The organism is Streptomyces sp. NPDC043867, from assembly GCF_056435845.1.
In genome coordinates, this window is record NZ_JBWKDS010000007.1 from 227459 (window position 1) to 251327 (window position 23869).

A 23869-nucleotide genomic window follows, 5' to 3' on the forward strand; every position below is an offset into this window, starting at 1 on the left:
TTCGCACGCGCGGGACTACTCCTTGACGGGAGTGTCCCCGCCGTCGTCCGCGCCCGTGGCGGCCGCGGGCTTCGCACCGTCCGGCTCCCCGGTCACGGGCTTCGCCGTCGCGGGCTTCGCGGTGGCGGGCTTGCCGGGTTCCGGCTCCGTGGCGTCCGGCTCGGCGGCGGGGACCGTGGCAGCGGGCTCCGACTCCGTGCCGGGCACCGTGGCGGCGGGCTTCGCCGTTCCCGGCTCCGTGGCGTCCGGCCCAGCAGCGTCCGGCTTCGCGGCGGCGGGCTTCACGGCCGGCTCCGCGGTCGCGGGCTCCACCGTCTCCGCGTCCGCGGCGTCCGACGCCGTGAGCGCGGGCCCCGCGGTCACGGGCTCTGCCGTTTCCGTCTCCGCAGCGTCCGGCTGCACCGCCGGCCCGGGCACATCCGCCGCGGCCTTCGCCGCCACGGGCTCCGCCGTGGCGGACGGCGCCTCGGAGGCCACCGGGCTTTCGACCACCGGGGTGTCCTCGGACGGCTTCGCGGCCTCGCCGGTCGCCGGCGCGGAGCCGGCGCCCTTCAGGGAGGCCTGCACCGCGACCGACGACGTCTCCGCCAGCACCGCGTCCGGCACCAGCTCGACCGCCTCCCGCGCCACCGACAGCAGCACCGTGTCCTGCGGCGCCTGGTCCTCGGCGTTCTCCGGGTGGTGGCAGGCGACCTGCTGGCCGACCTTGAGCTCCAGGAGCGGCGGTTCGGTCGTCTTGCAGATCTCCGTCGCCTTCCAGCACCGCGTGTGGAAGCGGCAGCCGCTCGGCGGCGAGATCGGCGAGGGCACGTCGCCCTTGAGCAGGATGCGCTCGCTCTTGGCGTTGCGCCGCGCCGGGTCGGGGATCGGCACGGCCGACATCAGCGCCTTGGTGTACGGGTGCATCGGCGCCTTGTAGAGCGACTCGCGGTCCGCCAGCTCGACGATCTTGCCGAGGTACATCACCGCGATCCGGTCCGAGACGTGCCGCACCACCGAGAGGTCGTGCGCGATGATCACGTACGTCAGGCCCAGCTCCTGCTGGAGGTCGTCCAACAGGTTGACGACCTGCGCCTGGATCGACACGTCGAGCGCCGAGACCGGCTCGTCCGCCACGACCAGCTTCGGGTTGAGCGCGAGCGCGCGGGCGATGCCGATGCGCTGGCGCTGGCCGCCGGAGAACTCGTGCGGATAGCGGTTGTAGTGCTCGGGGTTGAGACCCACGACCGACAGCAGCCGCTGGACTTCCTTCTTGATGCCGCCCTCGGGCGTGACGCCCTGGAGCTTGAAGGGAGCGCCGACGATCGTGCCGATGGTGTGGCGCGGGTTCAGCGACGAGTACGGGTCCTGGAAGATCATCTGGACGTCACGCCGCATCGGCCGCATACCGGCGACGCCGAGGTGTGTGATGTCCCTGCCCTGGAACTCGACCTTGCCCGCGGTCGGTTCGAGCAGCCGCGTGATCAGCCGGCCCATCGTCGACTTGCCGCAGCCCGACTCGCCCACCACGCCCAGGGTCTCCCCCGCGCGCACCTCGAAGTCAATGCCGTCGACGGCCCGCACCGCGCCGACCTGACGCTGCAGAAGGCCCTTCCGGATGGGGAAGTGCTTCGTGAGGCCGGTCACCTTGAGCAGGGTCTCGCCGGGGGCGGCGCCCTTCGTGAGGGTCGCGCCGCCGCTCTGTGCAGGGATGCTCACTGCCTTGTCCTCTGCGTTCTCACTCACAGCTTGGGCGCAATCTCTTCGGTCCAGATCCGCTCCCGCTGCTCCTGCGTCATGTGGCAGGCGGCCCAGTGCCTGCTGCCCACCTCGGACAGCTCGGGGCGGACCGTGCGGGTGACGTTGTCCTTGGGGACGTCCGCGTACGGGCAGCGCGGGTTGAAGGCGCAGCCGGACGGGATGTTGATGAGCGAGGGCGGGGAACCCTTGACCGGGATGAGGCGCTCCGTCTGTTCGCGGTCCAGCCGCGGCATCGAGCCGAGCAGCCCCCAGGTGTAGGGGTGCCGGGGCTCGTAGAACACCTTCTCCGCCGGACCGCGCTCGACGCAGCGGCCGCCGTACATCACCAGGAGGTCGTCGGACAGCTCGGCGACGACGCCCAGGTCGTGGGTGATCACGATGACCGCGGAGCCGAACTCCTTCTGCAGATCCCGGATGAGGTCGAGGATCTGCGCCTGGACGGTGACGTCCAGAGCGGTCGTCGGCTCGTCCGCGATGAGCAGTTCGGGGTTGTTGACCAGCGACATCGCGATCATCGCGCGCTGGCGCATACCGCCGGAGAACTCGTGCGGGTAGCTGTCGACGCGCTTGTCCGGCTGCGGGATGCCGACGCGGTCGAGCATCTCGACGGCGCGGCGCTTCGCGGTCTTCTTGTCGACGTCGTGGTGGATGCGGTACGCCTCCACGATCTGCTGGCCGATCGTGTAGTACGGGTGCAGCGCCGACAGCGGGTCCTGGAAGATCATCGCCATCTCGCGGCCACGCAGCTTGCGCACGTAGTCCGGGTCCGCCGACAGCAGTTCCGTGCCGTTCAGCCAGATCTCGCCGGAGATCTGGGCCTTGCGCTTGCCGTACTGGCCGGCGGTGTGCAGGCCCATGATGCCGAGCGAGGTCACCGACTTGCCGGAACCGGACTCGCCCACGATGCCGAGGGTCTTGCCCTTCTCCAGCGTGAAGCTGAGCCCGTCGACGGACTTGACCAGGCCGTCGTCGGTCGGGAAGTGGACCTTCAGGTCGCGGACTTCGAGGAAGGCGGACGGTGCGGGCGAGTTCGTGACGGGCTCGCCGACCGCTGCTCCGCTCTTGCTGAGTTCGGTCATGCGAGCCTCACTCGGGGGTCGATCACGGCGTACAGGATGTCCACGACGAGGTTGGCGACGATCACCGCGAGAGAGGTGATCAGCGTGACCCCGAGGATGACCGGCAGGTCCTTGTCGCTGATCGCCTTCAGCACCGCCTGCCCGAGGCCGGGGAGGCTGAACGTGGTCTCGGTGAGGATCGCGCCGCCGATGAGGGCGCCGAGGTCCATGCCGAGCATGGTGAGGATCGGCGTCATCGTGGAGCGCATGGCGTGCTTGCCGATGACGGTCGGCTCGGCCAGTCCCTTGGCACGGGCGGTACGGATGTAGTCCTCGCCCATGACCTCGAGCATCGTGGCCCGGGTGATCCGGGCGTACATCGCCGCGTAGAGGAAGGCGAGCGTGACCCAGGGCAGGAGCATGCCGCCGAACCAGCCGCCGAAGCCGTCCGCGATCGGGACGTACTGGGCGTCGAGCCAGCCGAGCCCGTAACTGAAGATCGCCAGGGACAGCAGACCGGTGAAGTAGATGGGGAGCGAGACACCGGCGAGGGCGACGATCATCGCGCCGCGGTCCCAGAAGGAGCCGCGCTTGAGCGCGGAGAGCACACCCGCCGCGACACCGAAGATCAGCCACAGAACGGCGGCACCGAGCGCGAGAGCCAGGGTCACTGGGAAGCGGTCGGTGATCTGCGGCCAGATGGCCTGCTCGCTGCGGAAGGAGTAGCCGAAGCACGGCGCGGCGCAGTTCGTGACGTCACCGCCGGACGCGTACGTGCGTCCCGCGAAGATGCCCTTGAAGAACTCCCACACCTGGACGAAGATCGGGTCGCCCAGACCGAGCTTCTCCCGCACGCCTTCGATGGCTGCGGGGTCGGCCTGCTTGCCCACGAACATCGTGGCCGGGTCGACGCCCGCCCACCGTGGGACGAGGAAGAAGATGCCGAAGACCACCAGAATGATGACCACCAGCATCACTGCGGCGGCGAAGAGCCGCCTGATGAGGTAAGCGAGCACTGCTCTCGGCCCGACGGCGGGGCCGTGGGCCACCGGAGGTCTTCCGGTGGCCCACGGTTCACGCCGCTCCGGCCTTCACCTGCCTTTCGTGCCTTATGGCGGGTGCGCCGGTCGGGATTACTTCACGCCGAGGTTGACGAAGTCGAACTGACCGCTGTAGTTGTCCGTCGTGTAGACGTTGGTCAGCCGGTTCGAGCGCCAGTTGATGAACTTCTCGAAGACGAAGGGCAGGTAGTAACCGCCCTCCATGACCTTGTGGTTGATCTCCGTGGCCAGCTCGGTCTTCTTGCCCTCGTCGAGCTCGTTCACGTAGTCGTCGAAGAGACCGTTGATGGTCTTGTCGTCGATCATCGCGAAGTTGTTGTTGCCGCTCTCCAGGATGTACTTGCCGGACCACAGCGGCAGACCGAAGCCCTGGACGGTCGGGAAGTCCGGACCCCAGCCCATGATGATGATGCCGAAGCCCTTCTTCTTCACGTTCGAAGGGCTGCCGATGATGCCGGTGGTCTGGGCGCCGTCGAACTGCTCGATGTCGACGGTGATGCCGATCTTCTTCAGCGACGCCTGGAGGGACTCGGCGGTCGCGACCTCGACGGGCTTGTTGTTGCGGACCGCGATCGTGGTCTTGAAGCCGTTCGGCTTGCCGCAGGCCTTGAGCTCTTCCTTGGCCTTGGTGATGTCCGCGGCGCCGTCGTTCTTGGTGGCGCCGTACGGGTCGTACTTCTGGCCCTCGGAGCCCGGGACGGACGGCGGGAGCATGTTGGTGCCGATGTCACCGCCGGCGACCGGGCCACCGCGCGCGGTCTGCAGCGACTTGTGGTCGGCGCCGTAGATCACGGCCTTGCGGCAGTGCTCGTTGTCGAACGGCTTGACCGTCTGCGGGAAGACCGCGTAACGGATGTAGCCGGAGACCGGGTTGTCCAGGTTGCCCTTGTGCTGCTTCAGGGCGGTGGTGCGGCCCTGCGGCGACAGACCGGTCTGGGCGAGGTCCAGGTCGTAGTCGCCGGCGATCAGACGCTGGTCCAGGTCGTTGGCGTTGGTGAAGAACTTGATCGAGATCTTGTCCGGCAGCGCCTTGCGGATCGGGTCCGAGGACTGCTTCCACTCGGTGTTGCGGACCAGCGTCAGGCTCTTGTTCGGGGTGTAGCCCTCGAACTTGTAGGGGCCCGAGGAGAACGGGTGCAGGCCGTACTTGGACTTGGTGTCCTTGTCCTGGCGCACCGGTGCGGACGAGGCCAGCGCGAGCATGTCCTCGAAGTCCGAGTTCGCCTTGGGCAGCTTGAAGACGATCGTCTTGTCGTCGGGCGTCTCGATCGCCTTCAGGCCGAGCTTGTCCTTGGACTTGTCCTTGTAGGGGCCCTTGTACTCGCTCTTCGGGTCCAGGATGTCCTTCACGTAGACCGGGCCGCCCGACAGCACGTCCTGCGCCCACTGGCGCTCGATGCCGTACTTGACGTCCTTGGAGGTGATGGGCTTGCCATCCTCCCAGGTGACCCCGTCACGCAGCGTGTACGTGTAGGTCTTGCCGCCGTCCGTGACCTTGCCGAGGCCCGTGGCGAGGTCCGGGGTGAGTTCGGCACCCGCCTTGCCCGGCTCGGCCTTGCCCGTGATGAGCGTGCGGCTGTAGTAGCGCATGAAGTTCCACGCCATGCCGTAGTAGCCGCGCGTGGTGTCCCACGAGTCGGCGTCCTGGGCGCTGGCGAACTTCAGCTCGCCGCCCTTCTTCGACGAGGCGTTGGCGACCTTGTTGTTACCGGCGTTGAAGCCGGCCGCGCCGCCGCTCTTGCCGTCGTCCTTGCTGTCGCCGCCGCCGCACGCAGCCGTGCTCAGCAGTGCTGCGACCACGGCAGCTGCGGCCACGGCCTGCTTGCGCCGCCCTGAGGTGCGTTGGGTAGTCACGATCTCGGATCCTCCGAAATGATGTAGGCGGCCTGTGAATGAGTCACAGGCCCCGGGGGTACGGCTGTTCAGCGGGAAGCCTTCGGGTCCAGCGCGTCACGCACGCCGTCGCCGAAGAGATTGAAGGCGAGCACGGTGATGAAGATCGCCACACCGGGGATCACCATGTACATGGGATCCGAGTCGTAGTAGTCGATCGCCGAGGAGAGCATCTGTCCCCACGAGGCGGTCGGCGGCTTGACGCCGACGCCCAGGAAGCTGAGCGCCGCCTCGGTGAGGATGTTGGTCGGGATCATCATCGTCGTGTACACGATGATGGGCGCGATGAGGTTGGGCAGCAGCTCCTTGAACAGGATGTAGAACCGCCCGGCGCCCAGGCTCCGCGCCGCCTCCACGTACTCGCGCTCGCGCAGCGAGAGCGTCTGGCCGCGCACGACACGTCCGACGTAGGGCCAGCCGAAGAAGCCGATCACCAGGATCATGACGAACAGGCGCACGCCGGTACCCGTCAGGCCCAGCATCTCGTTCGGCATGACCGAGACGAGGGCGATGATGAACAGCAGCTGCGGGAAGGCCAGGAGACCGTCCATCACGCGGCTGATGGCCGCGTCCACCCAGCCTCCGAAGAAGCCCGCCAGGATGCCGAGGACGGTCCCGAGGACCACGGCGACCAGGGCGGACAGGAAGCCCACGAGGAGCGAGATGCGGGCTCCGTAGATGATGCGGGCGAAGATGTCGCGGCCGCTCACCGGTTCGACGCCGAAGAGGTGGTCGCCGCTGATGCCGCCCAGCGAGCCGGTGGGCGTGGAGAACAGCGGGTCGATCAGGTCCTCGTGGTGGGACTCGGGATCCTGGCCGATCAGGTTGGCGATCACGGGGGCGAGGATCGCGACCGCGATGAGCAGGAGGACGACGACACCGCCCGTGAGTGCGAGCTTGTCCCGCTTGAGGCGCTCCCAGGCGATCCGGCCGAGGGAGCGTCCTTGAACCGCCTTCGGATCGGCGCTGACCACCGCCGCTTCCTCGGCCGCGCTCGGGGCCGCTTCAGCGGTCGGCTCGTGCAATGGTGCCGTCATCTGGCAGGGACCCCTCTCAACCGGCGGTAGCCGGCCCACACGTGCCGCTGTAGCGGCATGATCAGTCCGTCGTACAAAGGGGCGAACACCCCTGGACCGGGAGTCTTTAACGCCTCGGCGATCTGTTGCCAGACTTGGCGGTGAATGGATGCCTAAACGTGATGCGGGCAGGGGGGTTCCGTTATCCGGACGGCGGGTAACGGGGGCCGGACACGGGGCAATTGGGCCGCAAGGGTCCACGAGGGCCCTTATCCCGTCGCCTCGTCCGCAACGCGGACATCACGCCCTTTCGCCTTCGGGCACGCTGGTCAGCGCCCGGTGGCACGTCGAAGGGACGCGGCCGGGCGCCGTTCTCGCGACGGCTTTCGGGGTCAGTACGGCCGCGGCTGCGGGTAGCCGTACCCGCCGGCCGCCGGCGCCTGGGCGGGCGCCGCGTGCGCCTCACGGTCGTAGAAGGGCCGCGCCTTGGCGCGCAGCCACATCGCCACCGGGTCGTACTCGTCGGACATGGCGACGGTCGACACGGGCAGCCCGTCGGGGACCGCGCCGATCGACTGCTGCATCATCGCCCGCACCGAGTCGACGGCGGACGGGGAGGTGTCGTAGACGTCGAGACCGATGGCCAGGTAGGGCGCGCCGAGGGCGGGCTGCACCCAGGCGCGGCGCAGCGAGCGCACGGCGGAGGTGCGGTGCGCGTTCTGCGTGAGGAGGGCGTAGAACTGCGGGATCTCGATGCCCGGTTCCGACAGCCGCAGCGGTCCCGTCGGCTGGCGCTCGAGGCCGGTGGCGATGCGCCGCAGGTCCAGCCAGGGGATGCCGACGCCGCCGCCGGGGGCGTGCGGGTTCAGCCAGAGACCGAAGTGGTCGGGGTAGAGGGTGCGGGCGACGTCGAGGCCGTCGACGACCTCGTACGAGCGGTTCCAGCCGCTGGCGGACAGCTCCTGGGCCGAGGTCACGCAGGGGGCGTAGCCGTAGCCGCCGACCTCCATGTTCCCGTACTGGGCGTCCGGCGAGCCCGCCTGGCCGTGCCAGAGCAGCATCCAGATCTGGCCGTTCGACGGGTTCGCGAGCGCGCTGAGGAGCGCCTCGTAGGCGTCGTAACGCCCGGGCGTCACCTGGCGCAGCATGTGCTCGACCTGCCCGGCCGCGGCCGTGCCCGACGCGCTCACCCTCAACCGCCCCTTCGCGAACAGATCATCATGAACTCCCCCATCGCCCCCGGGGCGTTCGCACGGCATCCCGTCCGGGAGCGCGTCACCACCTCGACCGAGCCATGAAACCAGCTTAAGCGGCGTTCCTGACAGGAACTTGACGCACGCCTTCGCCGGCCGGCGTGGCGCCGGGTGCGCGGTCCGGCGCGGGTCCCGCCCGCTCAGTACTCCCGCAGGTAGAAGGGCCGCACCCGGGCGCGCATCCAGTCGCCCACCGGGTCCTGGGCGACGTCGAGGAGGACCAGGTTCACCGGCCGGTCCACCGGGACCCGGCCGAGCGCCCGGCCGAGCGCGTCCAGCGGGTACGTCCGTGCCGGGCCCTCCCATTCGGACAGTTCGACACCGACGAACATCACCGGGTCGCCGCCCTCGATGCTGGCCAGGCAGCGGCGGGCGGTCAGCACCACACCGGTGGCGGCGAACTCGGCCGAGGCCGCGGACAGGAAGTCGACCGGGTCGTCCTGCCAGTCGGGTTCGAACAGCCGGACCCGGCCGCCGCTCGCGGGTCCGTCCAGTGGGGTCCGCCCGGTGCGGCACAGTTCGGCGACGGCGGGCGGCGGGAGCGGCACGCCGACCACGCCGTCCGGGTTGACCGCGAGACCGACCTGCGGGGGCAGTCCGCGCGCGAACTCGACGGCGGGCGCGATCGTGTACGCCATGTGGGCACCGGCGACCTGGCGGAACTGCTCCTCCGAGCTGAAGACCGGGACGTACGCCTGCCCCTCGATCTCCAGCATGGGCAGGTCGAGCGGGCCGCTGTGCGGGCCGCCGCCGTTCGGCAGCGGGATCCACAGGAAGCTGCGGCCGAGGACCTCGACGATCCGGGCACCGGCCGACGGCACGCCGAGGGACGCGGAGAGGACCTCCTCCAGTTCGTTGCCTGGCCATCCGCCGTGCGGATGGGGGTGCGGGTACGCCTGTGCCGGGATGTCCATCTGTCTACCGCCTGCTGTGAACCGCTGTTCCGGCTGGAAACCCTAACCGGTGGGCGCGTACGGGGGGTCAGTCGCCGAAGTCGATCCGGCGCAGCACGTCCGCCGCCGCCCGGTCGATGAGGACCGCCGAGCCGCAGCCCTTCGGCAGATCCCCCTTCTCGACGGACCGCAGCAGCAGCCCGGCCGCCCGGCGGTGGCGGAGGAACGCGTAGCGCGAGACGCCGCGGCCGCGCTCGCGCTGGCCGTCCAGGGCGGTGTCCGGCGTGACGTCGAGGAGCAGCAGGTGCAGGGTGCCGCCCCGGCGGCGGGCCTCGCGGGCGAGCCAGCGGCGCACCCAGGTCTGTGTGCCGCAGTCGTGCACGACGACGCCGGCGCCCGAGCGCAGCGTGCGGTGCAGTCCGGTGTAGTGCGCGAGCCGGACGACGGGGCGGTAGAGCGCGTACGGCAGGAAGCGGGACAGGCGGGTGTCCCAGCGGTCGCGGGCGTCCTGGGAGTCGACGCGCGCGCCGCGCACGGCCCGGCGCATCAGCGTCGACTTGCCGCTGCCGGGCAGACCGGTCACCACGACGACGTCGGCGGCGCCGAAGGACAGGCCGTGCGGGCTGTGTCCCGCGCGCTCGCGCAGATCGCGGACGACGGGTCCCGGCATCGGTCCGCACGCCTCCCGGGCCGGGACACCGGGCTGTTCGGGCACCGCGAGTCCCGAACCCGTCGCGTACGCCGTGGTCCTATTCACCCTGATCGTCCTCCCCCTCGGATCCGGAGTCCCATCCCATTCGAGTGTAAAGAGAAGGTAATGCGGGACGCCTCTCGTTTCCGTCCTCGTCCTGCCACAGACCGGTCACAGGTCTTCCGCCGCCGGCCGGACGGGCCGCCCCTGCCGGGTTTCACGGATGCGTGCAATGATGTGCCCGCCAACTGCATACCGGCCGCTTGAATCCGCGCGGGAGAGTCCCGGGGCATCGGTCCCCGGGCGCCGAAGGAGCAAGTCCCTCCCTTGAATCTCTCAGGCCCCGATACCGCGCGGGCGAGGCACATCTGAAAAGCGGGCCGCTGACCAGTGGCTCCACCCACGGTGCAAGTCACGACCACCGGTTCGCCGGGTCGTGATGAACCTCTCAGGTTCCGATGACAGATGGGGAGGAACGACCTCGCCGTCATGCCTTGGGAGCCCCACCGATGAGCAGTAACGCCCCCCGTCACACCGCGCTCGACGCCCTGCACCGGTCGCTCGGCGCGACGATGACCGACTTCGCCGGCTGGGACATGCCCCTGCGCTACGGCTCCGAGCGCGACGAGCACCTCGCGGTGCGCACCCGGGCCGGTCTCTTCGACCTCTCCCACATGGGCGAGATCACGGTCACCGGACCGCAGGCCGCCGCCTTCCTGAACTTCGCCCTCGTCGGCAACATCGCCTCGGTCGGGGTCGGCCGCGCCCGCTACACGATGATCGTCCGCGCGGACGGCGGCATCCTCGACGACCTGATCGTGTACCGGCTCGGGGAGCAGGAGTACATGGTGGTCGCGAACGCCTCCAACGCCCAGGTGGTGCTGGACGCGCTGACGGAGCGGGCCGCCGGTTTCGACGCCGAGGTGCGCGACGACCGTGAGGCGTACGCGCTGATCGCGGTCCAGGGCCCGGAGTCCCCCGGCATCCTCAAGTCCCTCACCGACGCCGACCTCGACGGCCTCAAGTACTACGCGGGTCTGCCCGGCACGGTCGCGGGCGTCCCGGCGCTGATCGCGCGCACCGGCTACACCGGCGAGGACGGCTTCGAGCTGTTCGTGGCGCCGGCCGACGCCGAGAAGCTGTGGCAGGCGCTGACCGAGGCGGGAGCCCCGGCCGGGCTCGTCCCCTGCGGGCTGTCCTGCCGCGACACGCTCCGCCTGGAGGCGGGCATGCCGCTGTACGGGCACGAGCTGACGACGTCGCTCACCCCCTTCGACGCGGGCCTCGGACGGGTCGTGAAGTTCGAGAAGGAGGGCGACTTCGTGGGCCGGGAGGCCCTGTCCGCGGCCGCCGCCCGCGCGCAGGACGACCCGCCGCGCGTGCTCGTCGGGCTCGTCGCCGAGGGCCGCCGCGTGCCGCGCGCCGGCTACTCCGTCGTCGCCGGCGGTGAGGTCATCGGCGAGGTCACCTCCGGCGCGCCCTCCCCGACGCTCGGCAGGCCGGTCGCCATGGCGTACGTCGACGCCACGCACGCCGCTCCCGGCACGGCCGGTGTGGGTGTGGACATCCGGGGCAGCCACGAACCGTACGAGGTCGTGGCGCTGCCGTTCTACAAGCGCCAGAAGTGACACCGGTCCCCGCGCGCCTCACGTGACACCGGCCCGGGCGCCGGACACGACACCGGCCCGGGTACCGGACACGGCACCGGCCATGTGCCGGAAGTGACACCGGCCCGGGCACCGGGCCGGACACCTGCCCCGGGCGCCGGAAGCGGCGCCGGGCGCGTCCGTCCGGTTCAGCTACGTCCCCGCTTCATCAGCACTCCCCCGCGTACAGGAGAATTCAGGCCATGAGCAACCCCCAGCAGCTGCGTTACAGCAAGGAACACGAGTGGCTGTCGGCCGCCGAGGACGGCGTCTCGACGGTCGGCATCACGGAGCACGCGGCCAACGCGCTCGGCGATGTCGTGTTCGTCCAGCTCCCGGAGGTCGGTGACACCGTGACCGCGGGCGAGACCTGCGGCGAGCTGGAGTCGACCAAGTCGGTCAGCGACCTGTACGCCCCGGTCACCGGCGAGATCGTCGAGGCCAACCAGGACGTCGTGGACGACCCGTCCCTGGTGAACTCGGCTCCCTTCGAGGGTGGCTGGCTGTTCAAGGTGCGCGTCACGGACGAGCCGGCCGACCTGCTCTCCGCGGACGAGTACACCGAATTCACCGCAGGCTAAGGACTCCCGACTGATGTCGCTTCTGAACACGCCCCTTCATGAACTCGACCCGGACGTCGCCGCCGCGGTCGACGCCGAGCTGGACCGCCAGCAGTCCACCCTGGAGATGATCGCCTCGGAGAACTTCGCTCCGGTCGCGGTCATGGAGGCCCAGGGCTCGGTCCTCACCAACAAGTACGCCGAGGGCTACCCGGGCCGCCGTTACTACGGCGGCTGCGAGCACGTCGACGTGGTCGAGCAGATCGCCATCGACCGCGTGAAGGCGCTCTTCGGCGCCGAGCACGCCAACGTCCAGCCGCACTCGGGCGCCCAGGCCAACGCGGCCGCCATGTTCGCGCTGCTCAAGCCGGGCGACACGATCATGGGCCTGAACCTCGCGCACGGCGGGCACCTGACCCACGGCATGAAGATCAACTTCTCCGGCAAGCTCTACAACGTGGTCGCGTACCACGTCGACGACGCCACCGGTCGGGTCGACATGGCCGAGGTCGAGAAGCTGGCCAAGGAGTCCCGGCCGAAGCTGATCGTGGCCGGCTGGTCCGCGTACCCGCGTCAGCTCGACTTCGCCGCGTTCCGCCGGATCGCGGACGAGGTCGGCGCCTACCTGATGGTCGACATGGCGCACTTCGCCGGTCTGGTGGCGGCGGGGCTGCACCCGAACCCGGTGCCGCACGCGCACGTGGTCACCACCACCACGCACAAGACGCTGGGCGGCCCGCGCGGTGGCGTGATCCTGTCCACCGCCGAGCTGGCGAAGAAGATCAACTCCGCTGTCTTCCCCGGTCAGCAGGGCGGTCCGCTGGAGCACGTGATCGCCGCCAAGGCGGTCTCCTTCAAGGTCGCCGCCACGGACGACTTCAAGGAGCGCCAGCAGCGCACCCTGGACGGCGCCCGGATCCTGGCCGAGCGGCTGGTCCGGGACGACGTCAAGGCCGTCGGCGTCGACGTCCTCTCCGGCGGCACGGACGTCCACCTCGTCCTCGTCGACCTGCGCAACAGCGAGCTGGACGGGCAGCAGGCCGAGGACCGTCTCCACGAGGTCGGTATCACGGTCAACCGCAACGCCATCCCGAACGACCCGCGCCCGCCCATGGTCACCTCCGGCCTGCGCATCGGCACGCCCGCCCTCGCCACCCGCGGCTTCCGGGCCGAGGACTTCGCCGAGGTCGCGGACATCATCGCCGAGGCGCTCAAGCCGTCGTACGACGTGGACTCGCTCAAGGCCCGGGTGTCCGCTCTGGCCGCCAAGCACCCGCTGTACCCCGGCCTGAAGTAAATTCGTACGCTTTTTTGCCGTACGGGTCTTTTCGTGGCACCGTCTTCATTCGTACGAACGTCCGGGGCACCGCGCACACTGGAAGCTGAGCGCGGTGCCCCGCCGCATGCACCGCCCCGCACGACCGGCTGACAACGGCGTCCGCCGAAACCCCTAGGAGTCCTCCGTGGCCATCTCGGTCTTCGACCTGTTCTCGATCGGCATCGGCCCGTCCAGTTCCCACACGGTCGGCCCGATGCGCGCGGCCCGCATGTTCGCCCACCGGCTGCGCAACGAGGAGCTGCTCACCCCGACGGCCTCGATACGCGCCGAGCTGTACGGCTCCCTCGGCGCGACCGGCCACGGCCACGGCACTCCCAAGGCCGTGCTGCTCGGCCTCGAGGGCGCCTCCCCGCGGACGGTGGACGTGGAGGGCGCCGACGAGCGCGTCGAGGCGATCCGCACCGGTGGCCGTCTCGCGCTGCTCGGCGAGCACGAGATCGCCTTCTCCTTCGACGACGACCTGGTCCTGCACCGCCGCAAGGCCCTGCCGTACCACGCGAACGGCATGACGCTGTGGGCGTACGACGCCGACGGCAAGGAGCTGCTGTCGAAGACCTACTACTCCGTCGGCGGCGGTTTCGTGGTCGACGAGGACGCGGTGGGCGAGGACCGCATCAAGCTGGACGACACGGTCCTCAAGTACCCCTTCCGCACGGGTGACGAACTGCTGCGCCTGACGAAGGAGACCGGTCTGTCGATCTCCGCGCTGATGCTGGAGAACGAGCGGGCCTGGCGCACGGAGGAGGAGATCCGCGAGGGGCTCCTGGAGATCTGGCGGGTGATGCAGGCGTGCGTGTCGCGCGGCATGTCCCGCGAGGGCATCCTGCCGGGCGGCCTGAAGGTCCGCCGCCGGGCGGCCCTCTCGGCCCGGCAGCTGCGCGCCGAGGGCGACGCGCCGGCCCACGCCATGGAGTGGATCACCCTCTACGCGATGGCCGTGAACGAGGAGAACGCGGCCGGGGGCCGGGTCGTCACCGCGCCCACCAACGGCGCCGCCGGCATCATCCCGGCCGTCCTGCACTACTACGTCAACTTCGTGCCGGGCGCCGACGAGGAGGGAGTCGTGCGCTTCCTGCTCGCGGCCGGCGCCATCGGCATGCTCTTCAAGGAGAACGCCTCCATCTCCGGCGCCGAGGTCGGCTGCCAGGGCGAGGTCGGCTCCGCCTGCTCCATGGCCGCAGGTGCGTTCGCGGAGGTCCTCGGCGGCAGCCCCGAACAGGTCGAGAACGCCGCCGAGATCGGCATGGAGCACAACCTGGGCCTGACCTGCGACCCCGTCGGCGGCCTGGTCCAGATCCCGTGCATCGAGCGCAACGGCATGGCCGCGGTCAAGGCCGTGACCGCGGCGAAGATGGCCATGCGCGGCGACGGCTCCCACAAGGTCTCCCTCGACAAGGTCATCAAGACCATGAAGGAGACGGGCGCGGACATGTCCGTCAAGTACAAGGAGACGGCGCGCGGGGGGCTCGCGGTGAACATCATCGAGTGCTGAGCCCCGCCGGTGCGTACAGGGGTGGGCCCAAGGAAGTAAGGGAAAAACAAGGGAGTCGGCGCTTGTTCCGCCGCTCCCCCCGCTCCCCCTTCCTCCCCCCACGCACCAGGAGTCGCCATGCTGCGCGGCATCGACGTGAGCGCCTATCAGTCGTCGTCCTACTCCACCGACGGTCTGTCCTTCGTCTTCGTGAAGGCCACGGAAGGCCGTTCGTACGTCAATCCGAGGCTGAACGCCCAGGCGAAGCGGGCCCGGGACGCCGGCTGCGTCGTCGGGTTCTATCACTTCCTGTGGCCGGGCAACCTCACCGCGCAGGCCGAGTACTTCCTCGCCGAGGCTCCGGAACGGGCGGGCGACATCCTCGCCGTCGACTGGGAGAGCACGGGCGACGGGACCCACGCGAGCAACGCCGAGAAGGACCGCTTCCTGCGCATCCTGAAGGAACTGCGTCCCGGCCACCGCGTCGTCCTGTACTGCAACCGCAATTTCTGGCTCAACGTGGACACCACCTCGTACGCGGGCGACGGTCTGTGGATCGCCGACTACGTGACGGCGGGAAAGCCGCGGATCCGGGCCGACTGGACGTTCCACCAGTACACCGACCACCCCCTGGACAAGGACGTGGCGGACTTCACCAGCGCGGCCGACCTGCGGGAATGGGCCAACCCGTAGGCTTCCCGGCATGGGTGGGACAGTGACCGCGGTCAGCCGCAACGGGACGTATTCCTTCACCAAGCCGAACCGGGAGAGCATCACGCTGCTCGAGGGGCTCGGGGTCGAGGGGGACGTGCACGCGGGCGTGACCGTCAAGCACCGGTTCCGGATGCGGAAGGACCCCTCGCAGCCCAATCTGCGGCAGGTGCATCTCATCCACGAGGAACTGTTCGAGGAGCTCCGCGCGGCGGGTTTCACCGTCACGCCCGGGCAGCTCGGGGAGAACGTCACCACCCGCGGGATCGATCTGCTGGGCCTGCCGGCCGGGGCGCTGCTGCGGCTCGGGGACGAGGCCGTGGTCGAGATCACCGGGCTGCGCAATCCGTGCGCGCAGATCGACGGCTTCCAGAAGGGCCTGCTCAAGCAGGTGGCCGGGCGGGACGAGCACGGTGCGGCCGTCGTCAGGTCCGGCGTCATGAGCGTCGTACGGGCCGCAGGCGTGGTGCGGCCCGGGGACCCGATCGGGATCGAGTTGCCGGACGGGCCGCACCGGCCGTTGCGGATCGTCTGAACGGGAACGGGAACGGGCGCGGGCGCGGTCAGCCGCGGTGGTCCGCCGGGCGTTCCGCAGGGGCCTGAGCGAGCGCCTTCGTCACCTCGTCGACGCCCGCACGCAGCCCGTAGACCGGGGTGCCCGGCTGCTGGCGCCAGGAGTCGTCCAGGCCGCCGGCGTCGACGCTGTCGAAGCCGAGTTCGTCGACGAGGGTACGGACGACCCGCTTGGCGGCCTCGTCGTCCCCGGCCACCGGGAGGGCGATGCGGTCGGGGTCGCCCGCCGGGCGGCCGCGGTCCAGGATGTCCTGCGCGTAGGTGCCGTTGAAGACCTTGACGACGGTGTGGCCGAGCTGCTGGGCCGTCCAGCGGCTCTCGGTCAGGCCCTCGTCCTCGATCGCGGCGATCCGGCCGTCGCGCTGCTGCGGGTAGTAGTTGCCCGTGTCGATCACGGCGACGTCCTCGGCCGCGCCGTCGAGGACCCCGGACGGCAGGTCGGGCACCGCCTTGAGGGGGATGGTGACGACGACGACTTCGGCGCCGCGTGCCGCCTCCTCGACCGGTACGGGCGTCGCCCCGGTCTCCTCGGCGAGGGCGGTGAGGGTGTGCGGACCGCGGGAGTTCGCGACGGAGACCTCGTGTCCGAGGGCGGTGAGCCTGCGCGTGAGGTTGCCGCCGATGTTGCCCGCTCCGATGATGCCGATTTTCATGGCTCGCCCTTCCGGGGGTCGGATGTGTGCTGACGCGCACCAGTAACCCCCGGACGCGGGGCAGCTATTCCGAGGGGCGGGCGGACGGGTGACGGGAACAACCGGAAGGGGCGCCCCCGCGGTCGCGGTGGGCGCCCCTTCTCCGGCCGGCTCACTTGTTGAGGTGGGCCCAGAACTCGTCGAACGAGAGGAGCTTGTCCCCGTCGATGTCACGGGAGGCGATCACGGCCTCCGCGACCGACTCGGTGACGTTCCAGTCCCCGCCCTGGGCGAGAGCGGTCTTGAACTCGGCGGCCGTGACGAACCCGTCGCCGTCCGCGTCGATCCGCTCGAACGCCTTGCGTGCTTCCTCGATGTCCGCCACCGGATCCGCCCCTTCTTGGTGCTTCATGCAGGCCCATCGGCCCAACTGACGGAGGTCAGATTAACGGTCCGCCCGCGGACGCGGCGCGGCGCCCACCCGGGCCGGTGCCCGGGCGCGCGGGGCCGTGCCCGATCATGGGTGCGGGCCGGCCGTCGTGGTGGGCGGGGACGCGGTGCGAGCGGAAGGGGTGGCGGCATGGCCGGCACGCTGCGGGACATCCTGGACGCGGCGGCCCGCGGGGTCTTCCCGCCCACCGACGGCCGCACCACCGTCGTACCGCAGCACTCCGCCCGCGACGCGGGCGTCCTCGCCTTCACCGCGCACTCCGTCGTGTTCACCGACGAGGACCCGGCCTGGGTGCACGGGACCCTGCGCGCCCTGGACTGCGATCCGCTGGCGGCGACCATGAACCCGCGGTTCCTCGCCGCCTTCATGGACCGCACCGGGCGCTCCACGGACACGGTCGATCTGCTGACCGTGGCCGCGCCGCTGCCCGGGGAGCCGCCGCTCGCGCTGACGGAGATCGACGACCCCGGTCACCCCCGGGTGGTCCGGGCGCGCACGCGACGGGACGGCGTGCGGGTGTGGACGGCGGGCGGGGCCGTACTCGTGCTGGGGCGCGGGGTCGCGGGACGGCTGGAGGCCGCGGTCGAGGTGCCGGAGTCCGTACGGCACCAGGGGCTGGGGCGGGCCCTCGCGGCGGCGGCGCGGCACCTGAGCGCGGGTGAGCCGGTGTGGGCCCAGCAGGCGGCCGGGAACGCCCGCAGTGTGCGGGCGTTCCAGGCGGCCGGTTACCGCCCGGTCGGGGCGGAGGCTCTCTTCGCCGGCCGGTGAAGCGGGCCTTGGGCCCGGCCGGGCGGGCTCAGTGCCAGGGTTCGTAGTGCGGGTTGCTCTCGCAGTCGCTCATGATCTCGGTCCTGGTCTTCTTGTCAACGGGGCAGACGCCGACGACGTACTGCCGCGCGATGCCGCCGGGGAACGCGACCTCGGCCTGGTCGGCCCACCGGTGGGTGTCACCGATGGTCTTGTTGACGTCGATGCCGCCGGGGGCGTCGATGTAGTAGTTGTAGGCGCTCTTCCACGTCTTGTAGAGGTCGTGGTCGTAGCTCGTCGAGACGTACGGCGAGGGCTGGTTGACCAGGACGTACTGCTCGATGTCGTACTGTCCGCCGACGGTGTCCTTCGGGTGGAAGCCCTGCTCGAAGACCGTCGCGGGGCCGCGGCCGTCGCTGCGGTAGAGGGTGCCGCAGGTCGTGCGCCACACCGGTTCGGGCGTGATGCGCCCGACGTCGACGCGGCGGTCGGCCGCCGCCGTGACCGGGTCGAAGAACTGCGGACAGGCGGGCGCGGCGGCCTTGGCGGGCGAGGCGGCCGGGGCAGCCGGGGCAGACGTCGCGGCGGAGGTGGCGAGGACGGCCGAGAGGGACAGGACGACGGCGGCGGCCCGTCGCCGCAGGCGAGTTGTGATCATGCGGAGCACGATCTCGGCTCTGCGGCGCCGGGTCCGGGACCGTCACTCGTACGGAGGCGTGTCACTGCGCCCGGTCGACGGGGCCGCCCGTCGCACCGGGCCGCCGGTCAGCGGAAGATGCCGGTGTGCCCCAGCGAGTAGCGGCCGGGCTGCGGGTACACCGCGAGGCCGTGCGGGCCGCTGCCGACCTTGATGCGGGCGAGCTGGGCACCGGTGCGGGTGTCGATGGCGTACACCTCGGAGTCGTAGCGGCCGGACAGCCACAGCACCTTGCCGTCGGCGGAGACGCCGCCCATGTCGGGGCTGCCGCCGTCGGGCAGGTGCCACTTCTTGGTCAGTTTGTCCTGGGCGAAGTCGAAGACGGAGACGGTGCCCTCGCCGCGGTTGGAGATGTACATCTCGCGCGAGTCGCGGCTGACGTAGAGGCCGTGGCAGCCCTTGCCGGTGGGCAGCAGGGTCGGTTCGGTGAACTTGTCGCCGTCCAGGACCCACATGCCGTGGGCCATCATGTCGGCGATGTAGAACTTCTTGCCGTCCGGGGAGATCTTCACGTCCTGCGGCATGGCGCCCTCGAACGGCAGCTTCCGCTGGGCGACGACCTTCATCTTCTCGGTGTCGACCTTGAGCAGCTCGCCGCTGAACTCGCAGGAGACGATGAAGTAGCGGCCGTCGGAGGAGAAGTCGGCGTGGTTGACGCCGTAGCAGCTGACCGGTTCGGTCTTGACGCGCTTCATGGTGTGCGCGTCCCGGAAGACCAGCTCGCGGTCGAGCGAGGCCATCACGATCGCGTACTTGCCGTGGGGCGTGAAGTAGAGGTTGTACGGGTCGTGCACGTCGACGGTCCGGCCCGCCCTGCCGGTCTTCGGGTCGATGGGCGTGAGGGTGTTGCCCTTGTCGTTGTTGACCCACAGCGTCTTCATGTCCCAGGACGGGACGACGTGCTGCGGCTGGGAGCCGACCGGGATCGTCTCGATGACCTCGTACGTGGCCGGGTCGATGACCGACACGGTGTTGGAGTTGGTGTTGGGGACGTAGACCCGGGAGGGGAAGTCCTTGACCACCGGGGAGAGCTTGCCGGGGCGGTCGGCCGCGTAGACGTCCGCCGGGTCCAGCACGGGCGGCATGCCGGGCAGCCCCCGGCTCTGCGGCGGCTGGGCGGGCCTGACGGGCGCCTTGGTGCCCAGGGCCTCGTCGGCGTGGTCCTTCGCCCCGCTCGCGCAGCCGGCGAGGGCGGTCAGTACGGCGCCCGCGATCAGGGCGCGCCTGGTGAGGTTCCGGTTGCGGTGCATCAGCTCAGCAGCTCCGTGGTGGTCACCGCGCGCAGTCCGCGGCGGGCGAGTTCTTCCAGGACGGCCGGGAGCGCGGCGACCGTGTCCGCGTACCCGAAGTGCAGGCTCACCACGGATCCGGCGCGGACCTCGCCCATGACCTTGCGGGTCACGGCGGCGGCGCCCGGCGAGGTGAAGTCCAGTGAGTCGACGTCGTACGAGAGGACGTGCGGGTAGCCCGCGCGGCGGGCCAGCCGCTCCACCAGCGGTGAGGCGCGCGGGGTGCGCGAGGGCCGGAACCAGGTGCCGGCGGACCCGGTGAGCCGCCGCAGCCGGTCCGCGCAGCCGCGGATCTCGGCGTAGGCGTCCGGCTCGGACATCGCGTTGATGTCGAGGTGGCGCAGGGTGTGGTTGCCGAGGTCGTGACCGCCGTCGAGGATGCGGCGGGCCATCTCCGGGTGCGCGTCCAGCCAGCTGCCGACGGCGAGCACGGTGACGCGGGCGCCGCGCCGCTCCGCCTCGCCCAGCAGGGAGCGGGCGATCGCGGGGTCCCCCTGTCCGTGGAAGGTGAGGGCGACCCGGGGCCGGGTGCGGGGGCCGTGCCCGATCTGCACGGGCTGTCCCGGGAAGCGGCGGGCCGCGGGCGCCGGGTGGGGCGAGGCGGACGGGTGCGGGGTGCCCGGGGCGCGGGCCGGGTCCGCGGCGGCCCCCTTCGGGGAACACGCGGCGAGGGCCCCGGCTGCGGCGAGCCCGGCACCCGCACGCAGCGCCGAACGGCGATCGGTCGTGGTCACCTGCCCCATTTAAGGGGGATTGAGACGGAAATGCGCCGATTGACGACGGGAACGACGAACGCGGGTCGCGAGAAGCGGGCCCCTCCGCGCCCGAGAAGCGGGGCCGGGGCGGAGCCTCCTGGCGGGTGCGGGGGCGCGAGGTGACCCGGGGTGGCCCGAAGGGGCAGGCACCGGGGCGGGCGCGGGGGCCCGGGGTGGCCCGAAGGGGCAGGCACCGGGGCGGGCGCGGAGGGCCCGGGGTGGCCCGGGGACGTCCGAGGGTGCGGGCCGGGAAAGGGGGACACGGACGTCAGGTCGGGGCGGACGTCAGCGGTCGGCGACCCTCATCTCGAACCACGTGGTCTTGCCGCGCGGCAGCAGGTCGACGCCCCAGCGGTCGGAGAGCTTGTCGACGAGGAAGAGCCCCCGGCCGCTCAGGTCCGTCTCCTGGACCGGCAGCAGACAGGGCAGCCCCCGGGAGGGGTCGCGCACCTCGACGCGGATCCAGCCGCGCCGGCGCCGCATCCGGAGGCCGAAGACCCGGGCGCCGGTGTGCCGCACGGCGTTGCCGACGAGTTCGGAGACGAGTAACACCGCGTCCTCGGTCATCTTCGGCGAGAGCCCCCAGTGGCGCAGCACCACCACCTGGACGAGCCGTCGCGCGGTGGCCGCGGACTCCGGACGGGACGGCAGGGGCACCTCGCCCTCCGTGGGATTGCCGAACAACTCCAGCGCCTTCAGCGCCCGTTCGTCCTCCATCGCCGGTGACCAGCGCGCCGCGGTCGAGTGCCGCCGCGGCTGTTCGACACCCTCCAGCCCCGCCATGCCACCATCATGGCCGCACGCCGGGCCCTCCGGGGCGGTTCCGAGGGAATACGCCCCCCGGAATCGCTCGTTCCGCAGTGGCCGTCCGGCATATGCCACGGGTAATTCAAGAGCGGTGACAGCACGTCCGACCTGCGGCGCGAACCCCCTCGCAGGCAGGTGCGGCAGGGGCTCGTTCAGTCGTCCTTAAGGTTGTCTTAAGGCGGACATAAACCAGCCCTACGGGGGACGCGGGGCGGGAGGCCGCGTCAACCGCGAGGCAGACGCGGCGTCAAGTGTGGCGTGATCAGAGGAACTTGGCCTTGCCGGGGCCCTCGTCCACGAAGCTGCGCATGCCCCGCTCGCGGTCCTCCGTCGCGAACAGCCCGGCGAACCAGTTCCGCTCGATGGCCAGTCCGGTCTCCAGGTCGGTCTCCAGGCCGGCGTCGATGGACTCCTTGGCGGCGCGCAGCGCGACGGCGGGTCCCTGCGCCAGCTTCGCGGCCCACGCGTGCGCCTGGGCGTACACCTCGTCCGCGGGGACGACCCGGTCGACGAGCCCGAGGGTCAGGGCCTCGTCCGCCTTGACCATGCGGCCCGTGAAGATGAGGTCCTTGGCCCTGGAGGGGCCGATCAGCCGGGAGAGGCGCTGGGTGCCGCCGGCTCCGGGGATCAGGCCGAGCAGGATCTCCGGCTGGCCGAGCTTCGCGTTGTCCGCGGCGATGCGGTAGTCGGCGCAGAGCGCCAACTCGCAGCCGCCGCCGAGCGCGTAGCCGGTGACCGCGGCGACGACCGGCTTGGGGATGCGGGTGACGGCGGTGAAGGAGTCCTGCAGGGCCCGGGACCGCACGATCATCGCCGCGTGGTCCATGGCCTGCATCTCCTTGATGTCCGCGCCGGCCGCGAACACCTTCTCGCCGCCGTACAGCACCACCGCGCGCACGTCGGTGCGGCGCGTGGCCTCCTCGGCGAGTTCCTTGAGGCGGTCCTGGGTGGCGATGTCCAGCGCGTTCATCGGCGGACGGTCGAGGCGGATGGTGCCGACGCCTTCGGCGACTTCGAGATGCACAGTCATGGGAGCAGGTTAGTGGGCGTTAACGGCAACGGGCCCGGTGTGCTCGGTCACAGCGGCACACCGGGCCCGTCAGGCGTTTCAGGGACCTAGGGCCTGTCGTTTGATCACGCCGGCGTCGCGGGGTCCGGCACGCACATCTGCGGCGTTGTCGTCGGTCGCCGACGCTCCGCGTCGACTCCCTCCTCCGCCTTGCAGCTGCACGCGCCAGACCCCACTCGGGTCGGTCAGGACGAACCGTCGGTCACAGCCAGCGTGATCCAAACGACAGGCCCTAGGCGGTCCACTTCTCCCAGGACATGTTCCAGCCGTTGAGCCCGTTGTCCGGGGCCACGGTCCTGTCGTGGGAGTTCTTCACGACGACCACGTCACCGACCATCGAGTGGTCGAAGAACCACGCGGCGGGCACGCTCCGGTCGCCGCCGCCGCGCACGTCGCGCAGACCGACGCAGCCGTGGCTGGCGTTGTAGTTGCCGAAGGCGTCGCCGCCCCAGTAGTTGCCGTGGATGAACGTGCCCGAGTTGGTCAGGCGCATCGCGTCCGGCACGTCCTTGATGTCGTACTCACCGCCGTAGCCGACGGTCTCGCCGTTCATCCGGGTCACCCGCAGGCGCTCGCTGATGACCATCTGGCCGTTCCAGGTCTCGTAGCCGGGCTTGCCGGTGGTGACCGGGATGGTCTTGAGGGTCCTGCCGTCGCGCTTGACGGTCATCTTCTTCGTCTTGACGTCGACGGTGGAGACCTGGCTGCGGCCGATCGTGAACTTCACGGTCCTGGCCTGCTTGCCGTAGACCCCGGGCCGGCCCTCGACACCGTCGAGGTTGAACTCGACGGTGACCTTCGTGCCGGCCTTCCAGTACTCCTCGGGACGGAAGTCGAGGCGGTCGTTGCCGAACCAGTGCCCCTGGACGTCGACGGCGGGCTCGGTCCTGACCGCGATCGCCTTCTCGACGTCCTCCGGGTGCGTGATGCCCCGCGTGAAGTGGACCGAGAAGGGCATGCCCACGCCGACCTCGGCGCCGTTCTCGGGCGTGTAGATGCCGACGAAGGTGTTCTTCGGGGTCAGCGTGGTGAACGCGGACTCCTCGGCGGACTCACGGCCGTCGGCGTCCTCGGCCACCGCGTGGACCTTGTACTTGGTGGCCGCGGCCAGATGCGTCGAGGGCGTCCAGGTGGCGCCCCCGCCGGTCATCTTCCCCTCGACCGCGTTGCCCTTGGTGTCCTCGACCTTCACCTCGGTCAGCCTGCCCTTGGCCGCGGTCACCTTGAGTGCGCCGCTGGTCCGCACGCCGTCGGCGCCGTCCTTGGGCGCGACCGTCACGACGGCCGCCGACGCGCTGGTGTCCGCCGTGCCCGACTCGCCCTTGCTCCTCCCGGACCCGGAGTCCGTGTCCCCGCCCCCGCCGCACGCGGTCACCGCGCACAACAGGGCACCCAGCAGCAGTGCCAGGGCCCCCTTGTGCCGCGGTGTCCGCGCGCCAACCGACGCCCCCGATATCGGTCGCCCGTTCACAGTTGATCTCCCCTCGCACGGCCTGATCAGGCCCGCACCCCGGCGC

The 23869-nt window shown here is 70.7% G+C and carries 23 protein-coding genes and 2 riboswitches; of the genes, 7 read left to right on the top strand and 16 right to left on the bottom strand.

Annotated features, from left to right (window positions below):
- Positions 1-15: 15 nt before the first annotated feature.
- From AC069T_RS09930 to AC069T_RS09965, 8 genes are all read right to left on the bottom strand, one after another.
- On the bottom strand, positions 16-1698 hold the full coding sequence (locus AC069T_RS09930) for an ABC transporter ATP-binding protein (protein WP_478782242.1): 1683 nt from the start codon (positions 1696-1698) through the stop codon (positions 16-18).
- A 23-nt stretch (positions 1699-1721) separates the two neighbouring features.
- Complete coding sequence (locus tag AC069T_RS09935) at positions 1722-2819, bottom strand: ABC transporter ATP-binding protein (RefSeq protein ID WP_358853622.1); 1098 nt, start codon at positions 2817-2819, stop codon at positions 1722-1724.
- Positions 2816-3814: an ABC transporter permease gene (locus tag AC069T_RS09940; RefSeq protein WP_478782243.1), complete on the bottom strand. Its 999-nt coding sequence runs from the start codon at positions 3812-3814 to the stop codon at positions 2816-2818. Before AC069T_RS09940 ends, AC069T_RS09935 begins: the two co-directional genes overlap by 4 nt.
- Positions 3815-3931: 117 nt before the next feature.
- Complete coding sequence (locus AC069T_RS09945; RefSeq protein ID WP_478782244.1) at positions 3932-5713, bottom strand: ABC transporter substrate-binding protein; 1782 nt, start codon at positions 5711-5713, stop codon at positions 3932-3934.
- Positions 5714-5781: 68 nt separating this feature from the next.
- Positions 5782-6789 carry an ABC transporter permease gene (locus AC069T_RS09950; protein ID WP_358853619.1) on the bottom strand — a complete coding sequence of 336 codons (1008 nt, stop codon included), beginning with the start codon at positions 6787-6789 and terminating at the stop codon, positions 5782-5784.
- A gap of 371 nt (positions 6790-7160) precedes the next feature.
- Positions 7161-7958 (bottom strand): enhanced serine sensitivity protein SseB C-terminal domain-containing protein, encoded by a 798-nt coding sequence (locus AC069T_RS09955; protein ID WP_478782245.1) that lies wholly within the window; start codon positions 7956-7958, stop codon positions 7161-7163.
- A 203-nt stretch (positions 7959-8161) separates the two neighbouring features.
- Complete coding sequence (locus AC069T_RS09960; RefSeq protein ID WP_478782246.1) at positions 8162-8935, bottom strand: enhanced serine sensitivity protein SseB; 774 nt, start codon at positions 8933-8935, stop codon at positions 8162-8164.
- Positions 8936-9002: 67 nt separating this feature from the next.
- Positions 9003-9677, bottom strand: coding sequence for an AAA family ATPase (locus tag AC069T_RS09965; protein ID WP_478782279.1), 675 nt, complete (start codon positions 9675-9677; stop codon positions 9003-9005).
- A gap of 192 nt (positions 9678-9869) precedes the next feature.
- A riboswitch (glycine riboswitch) is annotated at positions 9870-9967 on the top strand.
- Positions 9968-10080: riboswitch (glycine riboswitch) on the top strand.
- 34 nt (positions 10081-10114) lie between these two features.
- On the opposite strand from AC069T_RS09965, the gene gcvT reads away from it, so the two are divergent.
- The 6 genes from gcvT (at position 10115) to AC069T_RS09995 (ending at position 15867) form a co-directional block, all read left to right on the top strand.
- A complete protein-coding gene (gcvT, locus tag AC069T_RS09970) occupies positions 10115-11233 on the top strand; it encodes a glycine cleavage system aminomethyltransferase GcvT (RefSeq protein ID WP_478782247.1) in 1119 nt (372 codons plus the stop codon).
- Between the two features lie 221 nt (positions 11234-11454).
- Complete coding sequence (gene gcvH, locus AC069T_RS09975) at positions 11455-11832, top strand: glycine cleavage system protein GcvH (RefSeq protein ID WP_476755112.1); 378 nt, start codon at positions 11455-11457, stop codon at positions 11830-11832.
- A 13-nt stretch (positions 11833-11845) separates the two neighbouring features.
- Positions 11846-13108 carry a serine hydroxymethyltransferase gene (gene glyA / locus AC069T_RS09980; RefSeq protein WP_478782248.1) on the top strand — a complete coding sequence of 421 codons (1263 nt, stop codon included), beginning with the start codon at positions 11846-11848 and terminating at the stop codon, positions 13106-13108.
- 166 nt (positions 13109-13274) lie between these two features.
- Positions 13275-14642 (top strand): L-serine ammonia-lyase, encoded by a 1368-nt coding sequence (locus AC069T_RS09985; protein WP_478782249.1) that lies wholly within the window; start codon positions 13275-13277, stop codon positions 14640-14642.
- A gap of 117 nt (positions 14643-14759) precedes the next feature.
- Positions 14760-15314: a glycoside hydrolase family 25 protein gene (locus tag AC069T_RS09990; RefSeq protein WP_478782250.1), complete on the top strand. Its 555-nt coding sequence runs from the start codon at positions 14760-14762 to the stop codon at positions 15312-15314.
- A 10-nt stretch (positions 15315-15324) separates the two neighbouring features.
- Positions 15325-15867, top strand: a complete 543-nt coding sequence (locus AC069T_RS09995; protein ID WP_478782251.1) for an MOSC domain-containing protein — start codon at positions 15325-15327, stop codon at positions 15865-15867.
- 28 nt (positions 15868-15895) lie between these two features.
- On the opposite strand, the gene AC069T_RS10000 is transcribed toward AC069T_RS09995, so the two are convergent.
- Both AC069T_RS10000 and AC069T_RS10005 read right to left on the bottom strand, forming a co-directional pair.
- The gene (locus AC069T_RS10000; RefSeq protein ID WP_478782252.1) at positions 15896-16771 is read right to left on the bottom strand and encodes an NADPH-dependent F420 reductase; all 876 of its coding nucleotides are present in this window, start codon (positions 16769-16771) and stop codon (positions 15896-15898) included.
- On the bottom strand, positions 16710-16922 hold the full coding sequence (locus AC069T_RS10005) for an EF-hand domain-containing protein (protein ID WP_121406080.1): 213 nt from the start codon (positions 16920-16922) through the stop codon (positions 16710-16712). Before AC069T_RS10005 ends, AC069T_RS10000 begins: the two co-directional genes overlap by 62 nt.
- Positions 16923-17117: 195 nt before the next feature.
- Here AC069T_RS10005 and AC069T_RS10010 point away from each other — a divergent pair, with 195 nt between their 5' ends.
- Positions 17118-17756, top strand: coding sequence for a GNAT family N-acetyltransferase (locus tag AC069T_RS10010; protein ID WP_478782253.1), 639 nt, complete (start codon positions 17118-17120; stop codon positions 17754-17756).
- 28 nt (positions 17757-17784) lie between these two features.
- On the opposite strand, the gene AC069T_RS10015 is transcribed toward AC069T_RS10010, so the two are convergent.
- From AC069T_RS10015 to AC069T_RS10040, 6 genes are all read right to left on the bottom strand, one after another.
- On the bottom strand, positions 17785-18393 hold the full coding sequence (locus AC069T_RS10015; protein WP_478782254.1) for an ADP-ribosyltransferase: 609 nt from the start codon (positions 18391-18393) through the stop codon (positions 17785-17787).
- Positions 18394-18500: 107 nt separating this feature from the next.
- Positions 18501-19682, bottom strand: a complete 1182-nt coding sequence (locus AC069T_RS10020; protein WP_478782255.1) for a YVTN family beta-propeller repeat protein — start codon at positions 19680-19682, stop codon at positions 18501-18503.
- A complete protein-coding gene (locus tag AC069T_RS10025) occupies positions 19682-20464 on the bottom strand; it encodes a polysaccharide deacetylase family protein (protein ID WP_478782256.1) in 783 nt (260 codons plus the stop codon). Before AC069T_RS10025 ends, AC069T_RS10020 begins: the two co-directional genes overlap by 1 nt.
- A gap of 297 nt (positions 20465-20761) precedes the next feature.
- Positions 20762-21259, bottom strand: a complete 498-nt coding sequence (locus tag AC069T_RS10030; RefSeq protein ID WP_478782257.1) for an ATP-binding protein — start codon at positions 21257-21259, stop codon at positions 20762-20764.
- Between the two features lie 286 nt (positions 21260-21545).
- On the bottom strand, positions 21546-22313 hold the full coding sequence (locus AC069T_RS10035) for an enoyl-CoA hydratase/isomerase family protein (RefSeq protein ID WP_478782258.1): 768 nt from the start codon (positions 22311-22313) through the stop codon (positions 21546-21548).
- Between the two features lie 271 nt (positions 22314-22584).
- A complete protein-coding gene (locus AC069T_RS10040) occupies positions 22585-23823 on the bottom strand; it encodes a L,D-transpeptidase (protein ID WP_478782259.1) in 1239 nt (412 codons plus the stop codon).
- Between the last annotated feature and the right edge of the window lie 46 nt (positions 23824-23869).